Annotated in this window: 15 protein-coding genes; 12 read left to right on the forward strand and 3 right to left on the reverse strand. The window is 59.8% G+C overall.

What is annotated here, in order from left to right; genetic code table 11:
• Positions 1–139 precede the first annotated feature (139 nt).
• From OP500_RS09040 to leuS, 3 genes are all read right to left on the reverse strand, one after another.
• The gene (locus OP500_RS09040) at positions 140–1,219 is read right to left on the reverse strand and encodes a porin (protein ID WP_238746439.1); all 1,080 of its coding nucleotides are present in this window, start codon (positions 1,217–1,219) and stop codon (positions 140–142) included.
• A gap of 430 nt (positions 1,220–1,649) precedes the next feature.
• A complete protein-coding gene (dsbD, locus tag OP500_RS09045; RefSeq protein ID WP_238746441.1) occupies positions 1,650–3,467 on the reverse strand; it encodes a protein-disulfide reductase DsbD in 1,818 nt (605 codons plus the stop codon).
• A 328-nt stretch (positions 3,468–3,795) separates the two neighbouring features.
• Entirely contained in the window at positions 3,796–6,426 is a 2,631-nt protein-coding gene (leuS, locus tag OP500_RS09050) for a leucine--tRNA ligase (RefSeq protein ID WP_274070745.1), read from the reverse strand.
• Positions 6,427–6,740: 314 nt separating this feature from the next.
• Here leuS and OP500_RS09055 point away from each other — a divergent pair, with 314 nt between their 5' ends.
• The 12 genes from OP500_RS09055 to ispC all read left to right on the forward strand — a co-directional run bounded on the left by OP500_RS09055 (position 6,741) and on the right by ispC (position 17,987).
• Positions 6,741–7,505 carry a metal ABC transporter ATP-binding protein gene (locus OP500_RS09055; protein WP_274070746.1) on the forward strand — a complete coding sequence of 255 codons (765 nt, stop codon included), beginning with the start codon at positions 6,741–6,743 and terminating at the stop codon, positions 7,503–7,505.
• Between the two features lie 247 nt (positions 7,506–7,752).
• Complete coding sequence (locus OP500_RS09060; RefSeq protein ID WP_274070747.1) at positions 7,753–7,935, forward strand: hypothetical protein; 183 nt, start codon at positions 7,753–7,755, stop codon at positions 7,933–7,935.
• Positions 7,913–9,958 carry a TonB-dependent siderophore receptor gene (locus OP500_RS09065; RefSeq protein ID WP_274070748.1) on the forward strand — a complete coding sequence of 682 codons (2,046 nt, stop codon included), beginning with the start codon at positions 7,913–7,915 and terminating at the stop codon, positions 9,956–9,958. The genes OP500_RS09060 and OP500_RS09065 overlap by 23 nt, the downstream gene beginning before the upstream one ends.
• A gap of 97 nt (positions 9,959–10,055) precedes the next feature.
• Entirely contained in the window at positions 10,056–11,744 is a 1,689-nt protein-coding gene (locus OP500_RS09070; protein WP_274070749.1) for an ABC transporter ATP-binding protein/permease, read from the forward strand.
• 82 nt (positions 11,745–11,826) lie between these two features.
• A complete protein-coding gene (locus OP500_RS09075) occupies positions 11,827–12,180 on the forward strand; it encodes a DUF4298 domain-containing protein (RefSeq protein WP_274070750.1) in 354 nt (117 codons plus the stop codon).
• Positions 12,181–12,331: 151 nt separating this feature from the next.
• Positions 12,332–12,889, forward strand: a complete 558-nt coding sequence (gene frr / locus OP500_RS09080; RefSeq protein WP_274070751.1) for a ribosome recycling factor — start codon at positions 12,332–12,334, stop codon at positions 12,887–12,889.
• 82 nt (positions 12,890–12,971) lie between these two features.
• Positions 12,972–13,718: an isoprenyl transferase gene (locus tag OP500_RS09085; protein ID WP_274070752.1), complete on the forward strand. Its 747-nt coding sequence runs from the start codon at positions 12,972–12,974 to the stop codon at positions 13,716–13,718.
• Positions 13,719–13,953: 235 nt separating this feature from the next.
• A complete protein-coding gene (locus tag OP500_RS09090; protein ID WP_238746451.1) occupies positions 13,954–14,583 on the forward strand; it encodes a hypothetical protein in 630 nt (209 codons plus the stop codon).
• 73 nt (positions 14,584–14,656) lie between these two features.
• Entirely contained in the window at positions 14,657–15,454 is a 798-nt protein-coding gene (locus tag OP500_RS09095) for a phosphatidate cytidylyltransferase (RefSeq protein ID WP_238746453.1), read from the forward strand.
• 219 nt (positions 15,455–15,673) lie between these two features.
• On the forward strand, positions 15,674–16,309 hold the full coding sequence (locus OP500_RS09100) for a hypothetical protein (RefSeq protein WP_238746455.1): 636 nt from the start codon (positions 15,674–15,676) through the stop codon (positions 16,307–16,309).
• Positions 16,310–16,399: 90 nt separating this feature from the next.
• Complete coding sequence (locus OP500_RS09105; protein WP_238746457.1) at positions 16,400–16,729, forward strand: DUF202 domain-containing protein; 330 nt, start codon at positions 16,400–16,402, stop codon at positions 16,727–16,729.
• Positions 16,730–16,793: 64 nt separating this feature from the next.
• A complete protein-coding gene (gene ispC, locus OP500_RS09110) occupies positions 16,794–17,987 on the forward strand; it encodes a 1-deoxy-D-xylulose-5-phosphate reductoisomerase (protein WP_274070753.1) in 1,194 nt (397 codons plus the stop codon).
• Positions 17,988–18,411: the final 424 nt, after the last annotated feature.

An 18,411-nucleotide genomic window follows, 5' to 3' on the forward strand; every position in this document is an offset into this window, starting at 1 on the left:
GAATGTAATTGATAAACAATATCGAAACAAGCCTTTCAGGCTGCTTGGCTGCTGGAAAGACAAAAAAAAAACGAAAGCCTGCAATATTGCTATTGCAGGCTTTCCGGTCTTACGACACGCGTTCTAAACTGAAATCAGATTAGAATTTGTGTTTCATACCAACGCTCAGAGTACCACCGCTGGTCAGGTTTTGTTTGGCGTAGTCTTTTTTACCTTTTTGCAGGTAACCAACTTGACCGTTTACAACAGTACGTTTAGACAGAGCGTAGTCAGCACCAACGATACCTTGGAAGTATTTGCCATTTTCCCAAGCTTTGGTACCAGCTACATCTTTAACACCAAAGCCGTAAGCTGCTGAACCTTTCAGAGTCAAAGCATCATCAAAGGTGTAAGCAACAGAAGCGGCAACTTCGTTACGTTTAGCTGAATCTTCATCAACGTTTTGGCTGCGTTGGTAAGCTACACCAGCCATCAGTTTACCGTTGTCGTAACCACCTTGGACTACGGCTTGGTAACCATGTCTCAGTTTACCATTGGCTTTAACGTCGTCGTTATTTGCACCGTTTTTAACATATACACCAGCCACATCAGCAAAGATGTTGTTAGCGTTATAACCGGCACCCAAACCATAAACAGCGTGGTCGCTATAACCATCATTTAATTTGTTGTTGTCGCTAGGAGAAACGTATACGTTTGCTTTGAAGCCAGAGAAATCGGGAGTTTGGTAAGAAATCGCAGTGCGACGACCTACAGCATCGTTATCGCGAACGAACTCAGCCAAACCGGCGCGGTTATCAGCGTATTCCCAAATATCCAGCTTGTCGTTTACTTCTTTAACCGGAGTAGACAGGTGACCTACGCGTACTTTACCGAAACCGCCTTCCAAGCCGATGAAAGAGTCACGAGTACCGAAACCACGACCTTCGGTAACAATAATTGGATTATTGTTTGCATCAACGCCAACTACTTTGGATTTTTTACCACCGCCGATGTCAACGCGCTGCTCCAACTGCCAGATGGCTTTCAGATCGCCGTTCAGCTGTTCTTGACCTTTGAAACCGATACGAGAACCGTAGTCAACGATTTGGGTTTCAGTACCTTTTTGATGGCGTACTTTAGTTACTTCCACACCACCTTTGATTTGACCGTAAAGAATTACTTCAGCCATAGAAGCAGTGGACAAACCGGCCAGTGCCAAAGCTAACAGAGTTTTTTTCATTTCTGTATTCCTTATGTTGCTGTAAAAAATTTAAGAGATTTAAGGCATAAAAACCGTTTCAGCCCTAATTCTGTATCAACCCTAGAACCGCGGATGCGGCGGGTCTGCACTTTTGCAGTGCCTAATATATCGGCTTCGGGTCGAAAAAACAAATTTATCTTGGAAAGAATGAAGCAAAGCCGCCACACGCCACACAGAGAAAATATCGCAAATCGCTCCGAATACACACAATAAGATTCTATTTTTTAACCACTTACCAAACACAAAACGCCACCATTCAAATTTTGTTGCTGTGTTGTTTTTTTGCACCACACTTATTTCCAACAATTTTCCCGCTGCCAATCCGCCTGCCCCAAAATGCTTTCAGGCTGCCTGAAACCGTGTATCGGGTTTTGCAGGCAGCCTGAAAACAGTTGGTGAATCGGATGCTTTATTCGCTGTGCTGGCGGTACCAGCCGATAAACTCTTCCGGTGCGGCGTAGCCGAGCAGGGCTTTGCTGCGGCTGCCGTCGGCTTTGAGCACGAATAGTCCGGGCGGGCCGATCAGGCCGTATTCTTTCAACAGCGCCTGATGTTCGGGGCTGTTGGCGGTTACGTCTATCTGTACCAGCCGGCTCAGGGGCACGGCAGCCTGAACGCGGCTGTCGCTAAAGGTTTTGTGTTCCATCTCTTTGCACGATACGCACCAGTCGGCGTAAAAGTCGAGCAGCACGGGCTGGTTCGGGTTTTCGGCAAAGGCAGCCTGAACGGCCTGCTTCAGCTCGGCAACGCTTTGGAATTTGCGGCCGTGGGCGCTGTTTTCAGCCTGCGGCGGATGCAGGGTAAGGAAACTGTGCAGCGCGGTGGTTTGGCCGCGCAGGCTGGCGATGCCGAACCACAGTCCGCCGGCCAGCAAAACCGCGCCGAGTGCGGCGGATACGGTTTTCAGGCTGCCTGAAAACTTGCGCAGTTTCGCCAGCATCAGCATGGCGGGAACCAGCAGCAGCAAGGCATAGAGCGACACAGTGAGTGCGTAGGGCAGATAGGGCGCGGCCAAGTAAACGGCAACCGCCAGCAGAATCACGCCAAAGGCGTATTTGATGCCGTCCATCCACGCGCCGGCTTTGGGCAGGATGTGGCCGCCGAAAGTGCCGATCAGTATCAGCGGCACGCCGGTGCCCAGCGCCAGCGCGTAAAGCGCCATGCCGCCGAGTACGCCGTCGCCGGTCTGGCCGATATAGCCGACGGCAAACGCCAGCGGCGGGGCAACGCAGGGGCCGACAATCAGCGCGGAAAGCATGCCCATCACAAACACCGACGCCGCTTTGCCGCCGGACAGTTTGCTGCTCTGGTTTTGAAAATAACCCTGCAGCGCGGCGGGCAACTGGATATTGAACAGCCCGAACATCGACAGCGCCAGCACCACCATCAGCCCGGCCGCCGCCAGCACCACCGCAGGCTGCTGCAGCCAGACGGTGAGCAGCGAGCCGGTCAGCCCCGCCACCACGCCGACGGCGGTATAAGTGAGCGCCAAGCCCTGCACATAGATAAACGACAGCGCAAACGCACGGCCTTTGCCGCTGTGTTTATCGCCGACCACAATGCTCGACACAATCGGCAGCAGCGGATACATGCAGGCGGTGAAGCTCAGGCCGAGTCCGGCCAAAAAGAAAAACAGCAGATTGGTTGCCAGCGTGGCGCGGGAGAGCTTGAAGCGGCTGTTGGCATCGGCGGCATCAGCAGGCGCGGCGGAAGGGGTTGCAGGCTGTGCCGACACCGCCGCGCCTTGGGGCTTTTTTACGAAAGCTGCCGCTGCGTCGTCTGCAGCTGCCTGCACCTGATAACGGCCGCTTCCGGCAATGTCAAACGCGGTTTCCACCGGCGGATAGCACACGCCGGCATCGGCGCAGCCCTGGTATTTCAGCACCAAACGATAGCTCGCGGGGGCGGCTTTGGCGTAGTCCCAACCCACTTGGGCATTGTGGTAGTACACGGTTTGGCGGCCGAAAAATTCATCGTTCTTTTCTTTGCCGCTGCTGAACTTCGGCGCGGCAAACAAGCCCTGCGGCTCGGCTTCGGCAACGATTTTGCTCTGATACATATAGTAGCCGTCGGCCACTTTGAAATCGACCTTGATGCCTTTGTCGTCGGCGGTTACCGAAGGCACGAAGGCTTCTTCGGGCGGGAGCAGGTCTTCGGGATTGACGGCGGCCTGCGCCAGATTGCTCAGGCTCAAACAGGCCGCAAGCGCAAAAATCAGTTTTTTCATGGTGGTTGTTCCGTATTTTCAGGCTGCCAAACGGCGGCAGCGGTTGGAAAAATGCCCCGCATTATAAGCGCTTTACTATCGGGCGCGGCAATCGTCCGAATGGGGGAAGCGCACGGGGTTTCGTTTTCAGGCTGCCTGTTTAGACGCAGGCAGCCTGAAAACCTTACACCGCCCTGCCCTGCTAGTTTTCAGGCTGCTTGGGGCGCATAAGCAAAATGCAAATACAAAAGCAGCCTGAAAACTGTATCGGCGCTTTCAGGCTGCCTTTGCCGTTATCCGGCTATCAAGTCCAAAGCTGCCTGAAAGCATTTTTCAGGCTGCCTTTGGTTTAAACAACGATATTCACCAGCCGCTTGGGCACGACGATGATTTTCTTCGGCGCTTTGCCTTCCATAAATTTTTGGGCGCCGGCGGTAGCAAGGGCGGCGGCTTCGACGGCGTCTTTGGGCGCGTCGGCGGCGACGGTGATTTTGTCGCGCAGTTTGCCGTTTACCTGCACCATCATTTCGATTTCGGTCTGCACCAGCGCGGCCGGGTCGCTCTGCGGCCAGCGCTGCTGCCACAGGGGGCTGTCTTCTCGCAGCGCCGCCCACAGGTTTTCGCTGATGTGCGGCACAATCGGCCACAACAGCAGCAGCACGGCTTCGAGCGTTTCTTGGGCGACGGCGCGGCCGTATTCGCCGGCGAAGTCGGTTTTGTCAAACTGGTTCAAGAGTTCCATTACGGCGGCAACGGCGGTGTTGAACTGCTGGCGGCGGCCGTAGTCGTCGGAGACTTTGGCGATGGTATTGTGCAGTTTGAAGCGCAAATCTTTCAGGCTGCCTGAAAGTTCGTTGTGATTGCCGGAAAAGGCGGAAGCGGCGCCGTCTTTTTGGAACTCGTACACGGTACGCCACAGGCGGCGCAGGAAGCGGTGGGCGCCTTCCACGGCGGCGTCGTTCCATTCGAGCGACTGTTCGGGCGGGGCGGCGAACATCATAAACAGGCGGGCGGTGTCGGCGCCGTAGGTGTCGATAATGGCTTGGGGATCGACGCCGTTGTTTTTGGATTTGGACATTTTTTCCATGCCGCCGATTTCCACCGGCTGCCCGTCGGCGCGCAATACGGCAGCGGCGGGGCGGCCTTTGTCGTCGAAAGTGAGATCGACGTCGGCGGGGTTGAACCAGTCTTTGCCGCCGTCTTCGCGGACGCGGTAGAAGGTTTGCGCCAGCACCATGCCCTGGGTGAGCAGGCGGTTGAAGGGTTCGCGCACGGGAACGATGCCTTCGCCGTGCATCAGTTTGGTGAAGAAGCGGGCGTACAGCAGGTGCAGGATGGCGTGTTCGATGCCGCCGATGTATTGGTCGGCCGCCTGCCAGTAGGCGGCGGCGGCGGGTTCGACCATCTGGCTATCGTCTTGCGGCGACATATAGCGGAACTGGTACCAGCTCGATTCCATAAAGGTGTCCATGGTATCGGTTTCGCGCTTGGCATGGCCGCCGCATTTGGGGCAGGCGGTTTCGTAGAACTCGGGCATTTTAGTCAGCGGCGAGCCGCTGCCGTCGGGGATAACGTCCTCGGGCAGGACGACGGGCAGCTGCTCGGCGGGTACAGGGACGTCGCCGCAGGCGTCGCAGTGGATAATCGGAATCGGGCAGCCCCAGTAGCGCTGGCGGGAAATGCCCCAGTCGCGCAGGCGGTATTGGGTTTTGGCTTCGCCGGCGCCGAGTGCGTTCAGTTTGGCGCCGATGGCGTTGAAGGCAGCCTGAAAGTCCAGGCCGTCGAATTCGCCGCTGTTGATCAGGCGGGTGCCTTCTTTGGCGCCGTACCATTCGTGCCAGTTTTTCGGGTCGTAGGGCTGCGGTTCGTCCAGTTCGATTACCTGCTTGACGGGCAGGCCGAATTTGTTGGCGAACTCGAAATCGCGCTCGTCGTGGGCGGGCACGGCCATCACCGCGCCGTCGCCGTAGCCCCACAATACATAGTTTGCCACCCACACTTCCAAGCGCTCGCCGTTTAGGGGATTGACAACAAAGCGGCCAGTGGGCAGGCCTTTTTTCTCCATGGTCGCCATATCGGCTTCGGCCACGCTGCCGGCTTTGCACTCGGCGATAAAGGCCTGCAGTTCGGGATGGCTTTGCGCGGCAGCGGCAGCCAGCGGATGCTCGGCGGCGACGGCCAGATAGGTGGCGCCCATCAGGGTGTCGGGGCGGGTGGTATAGACTTGGATATAGTCGGCATGGCTTTCAGGCAGCCCTTGGCGGCTGTCTTCGGCCACGGCGAAACGCACGGTCATGCCGCGCGATTTGCCGATCCAGTTGCGCTGCATGGTTTTGACCTGCTCCGGCCAGTCCAAGCCTTCCAAATCGTCGAGCAGCGCTTCGGCGTAGTCGGTGATTTTGAAGTAGTACATCGGAATTTCGCGCTTTTCCACCACCGCGCCGGAGCGCCAGCCGCGCCCGTCGATTACCTGCTCGTTGGCCAGCACGGTCTGATCGACCGGATCCCAGTTTACCGTGCCGAGTTTTTTGTAAATCACGCCTTTTTCAAACAGCTTGGTAAACAAGAGCTGCTCCCAGCGGTAATACTCGGGCGTGCAGGTGGCCAGCTCGCGCTGCCAGTCGATGCCGAAACCCAGGCTTTTGAGCTGGCCGCGCATATAGGCGATGTTTTCGTAAGTCCATTTGGCCGGCGCGGTGCCGTTTTTCAGCGCGGCGTTTTCGGCGGGCATGCCGAAGGCGTCCCAGCCCATCGGCTGCATCACGTTGAAGCCGTTTAAGCGTTTGAAGCGCGACAGCACATCGCCGATGGTGTAGTTGCGCACATGCCCCATATGCAGCTTGCCGCTGGGGTAGGGAAACATCGACAGACAGTAGAATTTGGGTTTGGACGCGTCTTCTTTGGCGTTAAACACGCCCTGCTCTGCCCACGCCTGCTGCGCGACGGGTTCGCTGACGGATGGCTGGTAGTGCTCTTGCATGGTTTCAGGCTGCCTTTTGGAGTTGGTTCAAATGGGGAAAAATGGCGCGGATTATAGTGGAATCGGCGCCAATCCGATACAGCGCGTATCTTGCCTGAACGGCTGTTATACAGTAATATCGCCGCGCTTTTTTCACGGCAGCGGTTTTCAGGCTGCCGCCACGTTTCAGGCAGCCTGAAAACCGCTGCCGTTTTTTTCCGCACGCATCTTATGAACAAATATTCCCTTCTGCTGGCCGGACTCGGCCAACGCCTGCTGCTGGCGGCCGCCGTGCTCGCCCTGCTGTACGGCGTTTACCTGTGGGCGGCCGCCGCATGAGCAGCCTGAAACTGCACACGCGGCCGGAATGCGCGATTGAAATCGACAACCTGACCGTCAGCTACCGCGGCGGCTGCCCTGCCGTCCACCACCTGAGCGCCGAATTTGCCGCCGGCACCATGTGCGCCGTGTTCGGCCCCAACGGCGCCGGCAAGTCCACCCTGCTTAAAGCCGTGATGGGGCTGATCCGCTGCAACACCGGCAGCGTGCGCCACCGCAATCTGGCGCGGCGCGACATCGCCTACCTGCCCCAGCAGTCCGACATCGACCGCAGCCAGCCGATGACCGTATTCGAGCTGGCGGCAATGGGGCTGTGGTACGAAATCGGCTTTTTCGGCCGCGTCAGCACCGAGCAGCGCCGCCGCGCTCAGGCTGCCTTAGAACGCGTGGAAATGGCCGAATTTGCCGAGCGCGGCATCAGCGAGCTTTCCAACGGCCAGTTCCAGCGCGTGCTGTTTGCCCGCATGCTGGTGCAAAACGCCCGCTTTTTGCTGCTGGACGAACCGTTTAACGCCGTCGATGCCAAAACCACCTATGCCCTGCTCGAAGTGCTGCGCCAGGAAAACCAAAACGGCCGCGCCGTGATTGCCGTGCTGCACGACTATGAGCAAGTGCGCGCCTATTTCCCGCGCACCCTGCTGATCGCCCGCGAAAAAGTGGCCGACGGCAAAACCGAAGACGTCCTGTGCGACAGTCTGCTCGCCCAAGCCAACGCGCTGGCACAGCGGCACGGCAGTAGCGAATGGTGCGCCACGGCGTAAAAAATCCGGCCACACGGTTTTTTCGTGTTAGCATTCTACAAACATTGATTTCAAACACATTTGATATAAATTCGCAATGCCGCTGCCGCCGTCTCCCGGCGGCAGCCTGAAAATTCAAACACAAAACCAACACAACATCGGGATTCGCGCCCGTCTGTTTTCAGGCTGCCTGAAAGCAGACGGGCGCAGGTAAGTTTCTGCAGTAACCGCCAAACGGCGGCCTTTCAACTACCCCAGGAGCCACCCCGTGAACCCGTCCAAACTCTCCGCGCTAACGCTGGCGCTGCTTGCCGTCCATGCCGCAGCCGATTCCCCCGCCGATACCGTCCACAACCAAGACGGCGAACTGCAAACCGTCCACGTTTCCGGCAAAAAAAAAGCTCAAAGACGCCTACACCGTCTCCGAAATGTCCACCGCCACCGGCCTTAAGCTCGCGCCCAAAGACACGCCGCAATCGGTGAGCGTGATTACCCGCAAGCAGATGGACGATTTGGGCGCGACCACGCTGGAAGACGCACTAAAGACGACTACCGGCATGAACATTGTCCGCCGCGGCAACTACACCCAATTCCAATCACGCGGTTTCAATATCAATTCCATCACTACCAACGGTCTTGACTCCACCATCTCCAGCCTTAGCGGCAACAACCTTCACACCGGCAAACAACTCACCGATACGGCTCTTTACGAGCGCGTAGAAGTCCTACGCGGCGGCAGCGGCCTGAAACAGGCGGGCAGCGAGCCGGGCGGATCGGTTAATGCCGTTTTAAAGCGACCGACTTCCCAGCCTTTGGCCGAATTTGAAGCACAAGCCAACCGTTGGGGCAAGGTGCGCGGCAGCGCCGACGTGTCCGGCGTATTGAGCACAGAACACGGCATCCGCGGGCGCATAGTCGGCGTATTGGAACGCGACCGCGGCTTCCGCACCCACGACAAAGGCAGCAATGTCCTGCTGTTCGCCACTGCCGACAAATCTTTCGGCGACAATGACAAACTCACCGCCGGCATCACATACCACTACCAAACCGACACTCCCGCCGGTTTCGGCCTGCCTTCCGACAATAATGGCAACGATCTGCGCCTGCCGCGCGACACCTTTTGGGGATCGGCTTGGGACAAAGGCCGCTACCGCAAGCTGCACACCTTTACCGAATGGGAGCACCGTTTCAACGACGATTGGAAGCTGACCGCCACCGCCGACTACAAACTCAACAAATCCTTAAGCGAGCAAGCCCAACTTTCCGGTGCGCGTGCCAATGTCGGCTCAGATGACGGCACCCTGCCGCTTGATTCCTTTTCCCGCCACAAGCGCAGCACCCGCCAATGGTCGGCACGGCTCGAACTCGACGGCAAATACGCGCTCTTCAACCAACGACACGAGCTGTACGCCGCCTATACCTACTCGCACGAAAAATTCGATATCGAAATGCGCGAGCAGCCCACCGCCGGACGTTCGTTCAACCTGCACAGCTGGACGGGACACGAAATCCCCCGCCCCGACTGGAGCATTTTTGATTACCGCGACTACCGCAACAGCCGCTACACCACCCACACCGCCACCCTTGCCAACCGCTTCAACTTCGGCCGCCTGCATCTTATCGCCGGCACAGGCTACCACCACTGGAAAAACGACTTTATCTGGTACCGCGACACCAGAAACGGCCAGCCCGACTTTGCCATACGCAACCAGAACCACTACCGCAAAGCCCGTTTTATTCCCTATGCCGCCCTTACCTTCGATCTCAACCCGCACCACACCCTTTACGCCAGCTATACCAGTATTTTCAAACACACCTCCGCCCGCGACGCCGACAACAAAGAGCTCAAACCCGTATTGGGCAACAGCTACGAAATCGGCTGGAAAGGCGCATGGCGCGAAGGCCGCCTGAACGCTTCCGTCGCCGCTTTTCAAACCGAAAAACACAACGAACCCATCAACACCCGTATCCAGCACCCGGACACCAGAAGCTGGATTTACGAACCCGTGCGCATGCAAAGCCGGGGCATAGACGCCGAAATTGCCGGCAATCTCACCCCCAACTGGCACCTTTTTGCCGGCTATACCTACAATATCCGCAAATACACCAAAACCGCCGGCCGGCAGCAGCTTTTTGTTGAAGGTGCAGACTTCAGCCAGCACACACCCAAACATATGTTCCGCCTGCACACCGCTTACCGCCTGCCCGGTGCGGCTGCCAAATGGACGGTTAAAGGCGGTTTCAGCAGCCAGAGCAAACACCGCAGCTGGGACGTGCAGCAGCCACTCGGCGGCTATACGGTGTGGGATGCCGGAGTTCAGTATGAGCCGAACAAACACATGAAGCTCGCCCTCAATATCAACAACCTCACCAACAAGCGCTACTACGAAAATTACGAAGCCCGCACCAAAGGCTGGGGCTGGTTTTACGGCGAACCGCGCAATCTCACCCTTAATTTCAAATGGACAATGTAGGCAGCCTGAAAGGCAGAAAGCAGCCTGAAAACGGTAATCACGGTTTTCAGGCTGCTTTGGCGCGGGCGGCAAACGGTATTCCGGTCTTTTTCCTGCCATGAAACTCATCCGGCAATTTCTCCGCCTTACCCGCCCATTTTGGGTGGGTGCAGCGCGCTGGCGCGAATGGCTGCTGCTGGCCGTAATCGTCGGCTTTACCCTGTTTTCCACCACCGTCAGCGTGTGGATTGCGGCGTGGGACAAGCGTTTTTACGATGCGCTGGCAGCGTTTGACGGCAAGGCGATGCCTGCCTTAATCGTTGAATATCTGGGCTATATGGCGATGATTATCGCCTGTATCGTCTGCGGCGACTGGCTGCAGAAGCGGCTGGTGTTCCGCTGGCGCACGCACCTGACGGCGCAGTTTGAGCGCGAATGGCTCGGCGGCCACAAGCATTACCGCCTGCAGCTTGGCGGCGAGCCGGACAACCCCGACCAGCGCATCGCCGAAGACGTGTCGCTTCTGGCGGCGCAAAGCATCAGCCTGCTGCTGTCGTTTATCAACAATATCGCCAAATTCAGCGCGTTTGTCGGCGTGTTGTGGGGCTTGTCGGGCGTGCAGACCTTCGAGATTGGCGGCCGCAGCTTTACCGTACACGGCTATCTGGTGTGGGTGGCGCTGGCCTATTCCGCGCTCAGCACGCTGGCCGCGCATTTTGTCGGCCGCAAGCTCAAAGACCTCAATATCGAGCGCCAGCACCGCGAAGCCGACTACCGCGCCGCCCTGCTGCGCGTGCGCGACCATGCCGAGCAGGTGGCGTTTTACCACGGCGCGGAGGCCGAGCAAGGCCGTCTGAAACAGCGTTTCAAGCGCATCCGCGACAACTGGTTCCGCCTGACCAACTGCGAATTCCGTTACGGCACCTTTTGGGCGGGCTATGTGCGTATCAGCATTTTCATCCCCATCATCGCCACGCTGCCGATGTATTTGGCCAAAACGCTCACTTTCGGCGACATGATGCAGACGCGCACCTCGTTTGCCCGCATCCAAGACAGCTTCGGCTGGTTTACCGATGCCTACCGCCGTCTGGTCGAATGGGCGGCGGTAATCGAGCGTTTGGGCGGCTTTCAGGCTGCTTTGGACGATGCCGAACGGCACACCGGGCAGCCTGAAAGTCCGCTTTGCCCGCCCGACAATGCGGATGATGCGGCCGGCTTTTTGCAGCTGGATGCCACCGCCGTCCACACCCCGCAGGGGCGGGCGATGCTGCGCCCCGTAAGCCTGAGTGCCCGCGCGCCCGAATGGCTGCTATTTGAAGGGAAAAGCGGCATCGGCAAATCCACCCTGTTGCGCGTGTTGGCCGGATTGTGGCCGTATCACGGCGGGCACTACCGAATCGACGGCAGCTGCCTGTTTCTGCCGCAACGCCCCTACCTGCCCTACGACAGCCTGCGCGCCGCCGTCTGCTACCCGCACGCCGCCCGTGCTGACGATGCCCTTATTCAGGCTGCTTTGGAGCAGGTGGGTCTGGGCAGCCTGAAACACCGGCTCGACGAAAAACAGGAATGGCACAGCCACCTTTCCGGCGGCGAACAGCAGCGCCTCAGCCTCGCCCGCGCCCTGGTTTTCCGTCCGCAAATCCTGTTTCTCGACGAAGCCACCAACCAGCTCGACAGCGCTGCCGCGCTCGAACTGATGCAGACGCTCAAACGCGAGCTGCCCGATACTCTCGTTATCGGCATCAGCCACCAGCGCGACGTGCAGGCGCTGTTTGAACGGCGCATTACGCTGGAAGCGGCAGCCTGAAAAGCGGACAATCCGTTTTCAGGCAGCCTGCCCGATTATCCGAAGCAGCCTGAAAACCCAAAGGCAACCTGAAAGGAAAACCATGAACGCCGATACCGCCCAACAAACCCTCGATCACGCTCAAGCGCTCTACCGCCGCTGGCTGGAGCTGCTGCCCCGCTTGGAAGCCGCGCAACGCGAATGGCAGCAGGCGGAAGCCGTAATGACTGAGCTCGATGCCTTTTACGCCCGCGACTATCTGCCCTTGCGCGATGCGGCGGCGGGCGGGCTGCCGCTGTCGCAAACCACCGAAGGCGAGTACGGCGTACTCAGCGAAGACGCGCTTTTCGATGCCTTCAGCGACCGCCACCGGCTCGCCTGGCAGTGGCTGCGGCTGGCCACCGCCGCGCTCGATCCGGAAAACCAGGCGGTAGCCGATGCGCCGCAGGACGGTTAAACGACAAGGGCGCAGGCAGCCTGAAAGCCGTTTCAGGCTGCCTGCGCCCTTGCCGCTGCGGCCAAAGCGCGGTAGTATCCGCCCGTTTATCTCTTATCGTTCAGGCAGCCCTGTTTCAGGCTGCCTGAAGACTGTTTGAAAAGGAAAAACCATGATTAAAGAAATCCAGTCCTCCGCCGAAGCGAAAATGCAGCGCTCGCTGGAAGTGCTGCAGGAAAACCTGGCCAAAGTCCGCACCGGCCGCGCCCACACCGGCCTCTTGGACCAAGTGGAAGTGGAATACTACGGCAGCCCGGTGCCGGTTAGCCAGGTGGCCAACGTTACCCTGCTCGATGCGCGCACCATCGGCGTTAAAGTGTATGAAAGCAATATGGCCGCCGCGGTAGAAAAAGCCATCCGCGATTCCAATCTGGGCTTGAACCCCGCCGCAATGGGCGACGTGATCCGCGTGCCGATGCCGATGCTCACCGAAGAGCGCCGTAAAGACCTGATCAAAGTGGTGCGCGGCGAAGTGGAAGAAGGCCGCGTTGCCATCCGCAACATCCGCCGCGATGCCAACGACCACATCAAAAAACTGCTCAAAGACAAAGAAATCCCCGAAGACGACGCCCGCCGCGGCGAAGAGTCGGTGCAAAAACTCACCGACAAATACATCGCCGAAGCCGACAAAATGCTCGCCACCAAAGAAGAAGACCTGATGGCCATCTGACAAACGCGCCGCGGCCGGCAGCCTGCCCGCCGCGCCGTTTTTTTGTTTTCAGGCTGCCTGCCGCCGCACCGCAAGGAAAACCATGAACAGCAGCACCCAAACCATTCCCGCCTACACACGGGTTCCGCGCCACGTTGCCGTGATTATGGACGGCAACGGCCGCTGGGCGAAAAAGCGCTTTCTGCCGCGCGTGATGGGGCACAAAAAAGGCCTGGACGCGCTGGAAGATTTGTGCCGCACCTGCGCCGAAGCGGGCATCCCCTATCTGACCGTTTTCGCCTTTTCCACCGAAAACTGGCGCCGGCCGGCCGACGAAGTGTCGTTTCTGATGGGGCTGTTTCTGGCGGCGCTGCAGAAAAAAGTCGCCAAAATGCACAAAAACGGCCTGCGGCTGAAAGTGATCGGCGACCGCAGCCGCTTCCCCGCCGAAATCCAGGCCGGCATCCGCGATGCCGAAGCGCTCACCGCCGCCAACACCGGTCTCACACTCACCATCGCTGCCGACTACGGCGGCCGCTGGGACATCCTTCAGGCTGCCAACGCGCTGATTAAGGAAGGCAAAAGCGAAATCAGCGAAAGCGATCTGGCCGCCAAACTGATGCTCGCCGAAGCCCCCGAGCCGGATTTGTTTATCCGCACCGGCGGCGAAACCCGCATCAGCAACTTTATGCTCTGGCAGATGGCCTACGCCGAATTTTATTTCACCGATACCCTGTGGCCGGACTTCGACCAGCGCGAAATGCACCGCGCGCTCGAGTCTTTCCAGCAGCGCGAACGCCGCTACGGCCGCACGTCCGAGCAACTGCCGCCCGAGCAGCAGCGCCCGTGAGTTTCAGGCTGCCGCAACGGCACAAGCAGCCTGAAAAAGCAGCCTGAAAAACGGTGTAGCAAAAACGGTTTTCCGCCTTTCAGGCAGCCTGAATGCGAAAACCATATGGTGCGCGGGGCGCACCAATCCTGCAACCAAGCGCAACTTAGCCGTTTGCGGCAGCCTGAAAGCCCGTTTTGCTGAAAAAATACTTTTCAGGCTGCCTGCCAACCGTCCACTTGATAAGGAGTCCGCCATGACCCAAGCCGACCGCTTTCCCGAATTTTTCGACCGCGCCCCGCAGCTCTTGATGCGCGACCCGCTGGCGCAGTTTCTCGGCGCCACGCCCGACGGCGTGATGGCCTACCGCTATCAGGACGCGGTTAAACTTGCCGGCCATTCCTGCCCCACCGTTGCAGGCGCCTATCTGATGGTGGTGAAAGGGCTCTCGGCGCTCTACGGCAGCGACATCCCCGAGCGCGGCGGCATCGAAGTGTTGATGCGCGACGGCCGCGACGAAGGCACCACCGGCGTGATCGCCAATGTTGCCATGCTGCTCACCGGCGCCGCGCCGGAAACCGGTTTTGCCGGCGTCGGCCCGATGCGCCTGTTCGGCCGCCGCGACCTACTCGCTTTCGGCAGCGGCGATGAGCGCGGCGAAATGCTGCTGCGCCGGCGCGATACCGGTGCTGCGGTTGCCGTGTCCTACAATCCGTCGATTGCGCCGTGGCCGGCTGAGATGCAGACGCTGATGCCGCTGGCGGTCAGCGGCCGCGCCGACGACGCCCAGCTCAAACGCTTCGGCGAAATCTGGCAGGAGCGCGTCGAAGCCGTGCTCACCAAGCTGGCCGACGACCCGCGCCTGGTTGTGGTCGAGAACGTCTGAAGCCGTTTTTCAGGCTGCCTGAACCGGCAAAAGCAGCCTGAAAACCCGTCCCAAACCAAACCGAAAGCCGAATATGCTCAAACAAAGAATCCTGACCGCCCTGGTGCTGCTGCCGCTGATGCTGGGCATGCTGTTTTACGCGCCCGCCGCGCTGTGGGCGGCGTTTGCCGCGCTGATTGCGCTGCTCGCGCTGTGGGAATACGGCCGCATGTGCCGCCTGAGCGAAAAGCAGTCCAACCGCTATCTGGCCGCCAGTGCGTTTTTTATGCTCACCGCCTATCTGGGCGGCTGGCAGCTGCCGCCCTTGATCTGGTTTTTGGTGCTGTTGGGCTGGCTGGCTGGCGCGCCGCTGTGGCTGCGCCGCAAATGGCCGCTGCCGCAACAGGGCAACGCCATGCTCTTGGGCTGGGGGCTGCTGCTGCCGTTTTGGTTTGCGCTGCTCGATTTGCGCCCCGATACCGCTGCCGCCCCCAAACTGCTGGCACTGATGGCGCTGGTGTGGCTGGCCGACGTGGCGGCTTATTTTGTCGGCCGCGCCTGCGGCAAACGCAAGCTGGCGCCCGCCATCAGCCCGGGCAAAAGCTGGGAAGGCGCACTCGGCGGCGCGGCGGCGGTGCTGGTTTACGCCTGCTGGCTGCGCGGCAACGGCTGGCTGTTTGAGAACCTGTCGTGGCCGGCCACCGTGCTCGCGGCGCTGGTGCTGACTGTGGTCAGCATCGAAGGCGACCTGCTGGAGAGCTGGTTCAAACGCAGCGCCGGCATCAAAGACAGCAGCAGCCTGCTGCCGGGTCACGGCGGCGTGTACGACCGCACCGACAGCCTGATCGCGGTGCTGGCGGTGTATGCCGCGGTACAAAACCTGTTTGGCTGATACCGTGCCGGATGCCGCATGCGGGCGCAAACCATTGTGCGGCCAACGGATATTGTGTTACCCTTAACCGAAATTAACAGCTTGCCGCGCATACGGAATTCTACCGCAAGCCTGATGTGGCGCCGCTTTGCCGCCTTTTTACGCCGCATCTGCCGCTGCCCAAGCGGACAAAACTTTACGCTTGAACCGTATGCGCTCCGGCAAAAGGAGAACAGGATTATGCGTATTCCCCGCCTGGCTTTGGGGCTGACGCTGGCTTTCGTGCTCGGCGCCTGCTCCGGCCTTTACGACGTTTACCGCGGCAGCGAGCCGGTGCAGGCCGCGCTGTTTGCCGGCGACAAACTCTATCTGCTGACCGCCAAAGGCGATTATGAATTTTCCGGCATCGGCACCGCCAATCTGGAGCGCTTCGTGCGCTCGCCCTTCTCGGCCAAAACCACGCTGAGTGAATGGTCGCTGGCCGCCGGCCGCAAAACTGCCGACGAGAGCAGCTATTCGGTTTATATCGTGCCGCAGGATGTCAGCGAAAAAGAGCGGCAGGAGCTGCTGAAAACCCACAGTTTCGAGCTGGTCGAAGCCGCCGCGCTCAAAGCGGACGTGAAAAAATCGATTGCCGCCGCCCGCCCGCAGTGGCCGCAGCAAAAAGTGTACGCCCGCCATTTTGTCAGCGAAGGCCATGCCGTGCGCATCAGCGGCCGTGAAGCGCTGGCCGCCAAATACGCGCTCAACCCGCCGGCGCGCATCGGCCTGGTGCTTTCCGCCGACCGTGCCACCCCCGCGCCCGAAGCGACGCCCGCCGTCAAACCCGGCCGCACCGGCTGCGTGATGCAGCCGCAATACGGCTGGCGCTGCTGAGCACCCGCGCCTGTTGTCGGGTAAAACATGCACCGGCAGCGTCGCGCGGCAGGCGGTTTTCAGGCAGCCTGAACAGGGAAGGCCCGTGGTATGAACGAAACCCAAGCCGACATCCTCAACATCAACCAAGTCCAGCTGCTGCTGGCGGAAAAACGCACGTCGCTGGCGGTAATGCGTACCGGCATCGCCATCCTTGCGCTGCCGCTGTCGATTTTCAGCGTGCTAATCGCCACCTCCAAATGGTACCGCCCCGCCGATGCCTGGCCGCTGCTGGCGGCGGTAACGCTGATCAACGGCGCGCTGATTGCCTTCGGCGTCTATCTGATTGTGCGCTCGCTGCAGAGCATGCACCGCTACGACCTGATGATTGCCGACATCAAGCACCAAAACCAGTCGCTGAAAAGATTTATCCGCTACTGAACTTTCAGGCAGCCTGAAAGCCCTGCCGCCGGCTGCCGCGCCCCACCCGCAAGAACAACAATAGATGAACACCCAAAACCTCACCATACTCGGCAGCACCGGCAGCATCGGCACCAGCACGCTCGACGTCGTCTCCCGCCATCCCGACCGCTTCCGCATCTTCGCCCTTGCCGGCCACAGCCAAACCGAAAAGCTCGCCGCGCAATGTCTCGCCCACCGCCCCCGCTACGCCGTTACCGCCGATGCCGCCCGCGCCGAAGAATTGCGCGGCCTGCTGCGCCTTTCAGGCTGCCAAACCGAAGTGCTGCACGGCGGGCAGGCGCTCTCCGATGTCGCCACCGCCCCCGAAACAGACGGCGTGATGGCCGCCATCGTCGGCGCCGCTGGCCTGATGCCCACCCTGGCCGCCGCCGCCGCCGGCAAAACCGTTTATCTGGCCAACAAAGAAACGCTGGTGGTGGCCGGCAGCCTGTTTATGGAAACCGCCCGCGCCGCCGGCGCCCGCGTGCTGCCGGTGGACAGCGAACACAACGCCATCTTCCAAGTGCTGCCCGCCGGTTTTTCAGGCAGCCTGAAAGACGCCGGCATCGAATCCATTATTCTCACCGCGTCCGGCGGCCCCTTTCTCGACACCCCGCGCGAGCAGTTCGCCGCCATCACCCCCGCCCAAGCAGTCAAACACCCCAACTGGAACATGGGGCGCAAAATCTCGGTGGACAGCGCCACCATGATGAACAAAGGGCTCGAGCTGATCGAAGCGCACTGGCTGTTCGGCTGCCCGCCCGACAAACTCGAAGCCGTCATCCACCCGCAAAGCGTGATTCACAGCATGGTGCGCTACGCCGACGGCTCGGTGCTCGCCCAACTGGGCAGACCCGACATGCGCACCCCCATCGCCTACTGCCTCGGCCTGCCCGAGCGCATCGAATCCGGCGCCGCGCGGCTCGATTTCGCCACCCTGTCCGATCTCACCTTCCGCGTTCCCGATTTCGAGCGCTTCCCCTGCCTGCGCCTGGCCTACCGCGCCATGCACGAAGGCGGCAGCGCCCCCTGCATTCTCAACGCCGCCAACGAAACCGCCGTTGCCGCTTTCCTTGACGGCCGCATCCGCTTTACCGACATCGCCGCCGCCGTCGAGTATTGCCTGGACAAAATTCCCGCCCGCGCCGCCGAAAGCGTCGCCATGCTGCTGGAAACCGACCGTGAAGTGCGCACGCTGGCCGAGCGCTGGACAAACAAGCACCGGCAGGCAGCCTGAAAACGTAAAAAGCAACCTGAAAAGCGTTGGCACAGCCTTTCAGGCTGCCTACCACCGCCCAATCCGCCGCCTACTGCCCCCTCCCCTGCGCCCCAAGCGCGGGGGAGGGTCGGGGTGGGGGTGGCAGTTCGCAGAACTGCGTTTGCCGCTGCCGTTACCCTGAAAAGTTTCCGCAGCGGCTGATACCCCCACCCTGCCCCCCGCAAGCGGAAAAGGGAAAACGGTTGCCCCACCGTTTTCAGGCTGCCTGCCGAACACCCCCCGCACAGGCAGCCTGAAAACCGCATGAATAGCCTTTCAGGCTGCTTCTGCCATAGCAGGCTTGGGCGGAAAGCCCACCCGTTTTTTCAGGCTGCCCACCGCCGCGCCCTGCCCGCCCGATAGCCAAAAGCAGCCTGAAATGCTATGCTTGCGGCCTTTTCAG

This window comes from Kingella sp. SNUBH-2017 (assembly GCF_028680565.1).
GTDB classification, from domain to species: Bacteria; Pseudomonadota; Gammaproteobacteria; order Burkholderiales; family Neisseriaceae; genus Kingella_D; species Kingella_D pumchi.